This is a genomic window from Vibrio ichthyoenteri ATCC 700023, from assembly GCF_000222605.1.
GTDB lineage: Bacteria > Pseudomonadota > Gammaproteobacteria > Enterobacterales > Vibrionaceae > Vibrio > Vibrio ichthyoenteri.
In genome coordinates this window covers 1-2731 of record NZ_AFWF01000042.1, presented here as the reverse complement: position 1 = coordinate 2731, position 2731 = coordinate 1, and the positions used below count along the sequence as shown (strand labels likewise).

General features: G+C 41.0%; 4 protein-coding genes. 2 read left to right on the top strand and 2 right to left on the bottom strand.

Going from position 1 to position 2731, the window contains the following annotated elements; all coding sequences use genetic code 11:
- A partial coding sequence (locus tag RH85_RS04840) for an ISAs1 family transposase (protein WP_006711081.1) occupies positions 1–791 on the bottom strand: 791 nt, incomplete at its 3' end.
- Positions 792–873: 82 nt separating this feature from the next.
- Between RH85_RS04840 and RH85_RS04835 the strand changes: the two genes are divergently transcribed.
- A complete protein-coding gene (locus RH85_RS04835) occupies positions 874–1821 on the top strand; it encodes a DNA-binding protein (RefSeq protein WP_006711080.1) in 948 nt (315 codons plus the stop codon).
- Between the two features lie 285 nt (positions 1822–2106).
- On the top strand, positions 2107–2265 hold the full coding sequence (locus RH85_RS22195) for a Hok/Gef family protein (RefSeq protein WP_083163853.1): 159 nt from the start codon (positions 2107–2109) through the stop codon (positions 2263–2265).
- Positions 2266–2515: 250 nt separating this feature from the next.
- On the opposite strand, the gene RH85_RS04830 is transcribed toward RH85_RS22195, so the two are convergent.
- Positions 2516–2731 (bottom strand): ISL3 family transposase (locus RH85_RS04830; RefSeq protein WP_006711079.1); only part of this gene is annotated, 216 nt, incomplete at its 5' end.

Sequence of the window (2731 nt, the reverse complement as noted above, 5' to 3'; positions counted from 1 at the left end):
ACAATGCGATCGACCACAATACAGGTATTCATCTTTGGTAAGCCATTATCTCGAATGTCATCGGGTAATGAAAATGCGAAATACCGTCGCCTTACTAAACGTCCATGCCCATCGTCAAAACCATCAGAAACAAGGTTTTCCAGTCGAGTGCCATCACCGGCTGCGTAGGTGACTATTTTGTTAAATATTGAAGGTTGATTTTTTTTGAGACCAATCACATAGTGTGTGCCTTGAGCTAAGATTGCCTCAATGATGGTGCTGTTACACCCAATTGCATCAACGGACACAGTAACACCGTCCAACTCTAGCATACCAAGCAATAAAGGAATCGCTTTGATTTCATTAGATTTCTTGTGAGTTTTAACCTCGGCTAAAGTGAATTTATTCTCAATACTTAATGCACTCACGATCTGCATAGCGCGAATGTTCTTGCTGTCACAGCGACTACCACGCAATGTTTTACCATCAATGGCAATGTGGTCTTCTTTCTTTTTGTTTGGATGATGAGATTCAACAATCCCATGCAGTAAAGCCTGAAGTTTAGAAGGCTTAATTAAGATGAATAGTCGACGGATCGTACTATAACTTGGTACGCCTTCAGACATATTGACATGTTTAGCTATCCAGTCTTCATTGGTCTCAGCCCATGTAATTATATCCGCCCAGGTTTCAGCGCCAGAGCCTACGGCGCAGAACGACATGAATAAGAGTGATGATAAAGGATAAATTACTTTGTTTTCATCTCTTGGATCAGAAAAGTGTTCTAGGAAGTCTTCAATATCAAGCAGCAAAATAGATTACATCGTGATTCTAGGGAGGTGGATTTGATCAAATTTCAAAGAATACTGCAAGATAATTGGTTGAAAAATGTTCATGAAAACGCCGTGTACCGATAACACACAAGAGCGAATTAATGAGATTTGTAATGAGCTTTACAGCAAAGGTGAGAAGGTCAGTGTTCGAGTTATTCTCACCTTTTTACCCGATATATCGAGTACGTCTACGGTTCATAAGTATTACGCTAACTGGCGTAAAGAGCTTGAAGCTAATGAGAAATCTCTTTACGACAAGTTGGGTTTTAGCTCAGAATTTACACAAATGTTCATGAAGGAGATCTCGCGTTTTAGCGTTGAAGCAGAACAGCGCTATAAAGGCATGGCTGACGAAGCGAACGAGCAGCGTGATATGGCCATCGACGAGTTATCAAAAGCTGAAGAGCGATTGTATAAACAAAATGCTGTCGTTGAGCAGCAAGACAAATATATTGTTCGACTAAAATCCGAGAGTAGTCAGCAGCTTAATCATTATGAAGCTGAAATGAGCAAGATCGAACAATCCCATGAAGTTCTGACGCTAGAATTGCGCCAACGAATTACTCAATTGGAAAAAGATCTGGTTGATTCGACCAAGGCTAATGAGTCATTGCGTACTGAGTTAGCTAAATCGGAACTTAAATTAGAAAGCAACCAGGACTATGTCGATGAAGTTAAAGCAAAGCAGGGTCAGATAGAAGAGCGCAATGTTTCATTGCAAACTGAAAATCACGATCTGGCACAGCAAGTCACTAAGCTATCCACACAACTAGAAGGTTCAGCCTCTATCGCTAGTACAATGGAAAAACGGATTACGGACTTTGAAACACAACATAGTTCGTTAGTCTCAAAAGCAACGACGATGGAAGCAAACTACCAATCCGCCTTGAATGAATTGCGTGAGGTTAAGGCACAAGCGCAGTCGCAAAGTCAGAAGATTGGGTCGCTAGAAGAGATTAATCTGCAGCAGAAACGCTATATTGATAAGTTTGAATCACAGGTTGGCTGATTATTAACCATCCCCAGCTTATGCACTTTTTTTGTGAGTAAGTGAAGAAATTAGTGTCAATTCAATGTGATGGAGTCAGGCGTATAAAGATAGATTTAGCGGAGATAATTCTGATAGAATCGCATTGGGCGCTCTTGGCTTATCAGTCATGAGCGTTTTGTAAATGGCTGATAAACAAAAGCCCCGTTATCCGGTTACTGTTGAAGCAGTAACTTTCATTTAACGAGGCCTTAGTGATGTCTCACAAACTCATTGTAGAGCCTCTTCATTGTGGAGGCAACAAAAATGCCGAAAAATAATACCGCGTTAGCGGGGTTGATTGTACTTTGTGTCACAATCTTGTGTGGTCTGTGGATCGTGCGGGACTCACTTTGTGAGGTTCGTTACCAAAACGGTAGCACAAGTTTTCTAGCCCATTTTGTTGTCTACGAAGCAGTGAAGTAGTGCTGGACTGGAGGGGGAAACCCCTCCAGATTCAGTTTGTAGTGCAGAGCCTAAGAGCGCCCATGTTTTTACTTTAAAGCAGTTGTAGTAAATGATTTTTGTAGATAATATGAACAAATCAGCTCCGAACTGATAAAGCCTAAATCATGCTTTGAATGATTAATTCGTGGCTCGATCTACGTCACCTTCGGGTGCTTACTTAAGGTTTATAAAAAAGGCTTTCAACTGAGTTGGAAGCCTTTTTTATGGTTCATCGCGGCTTTCCGGGGAAAGCCGCTTTTATCTTTAAGAAAAAGTAATCGGTATCTCGATAACCATACCCCATCCGCTTGATTAACTTTATTTTGTTGTTTATCCCTTCAAGGGTGCACGTATTCAACGGATAAATGGCTGAGGCAGTAATACCATGAAGGTAAGGAAGAAGCTTTCTAGCAAACTCTTTTAACGGCTTTATCCCACTCTCATT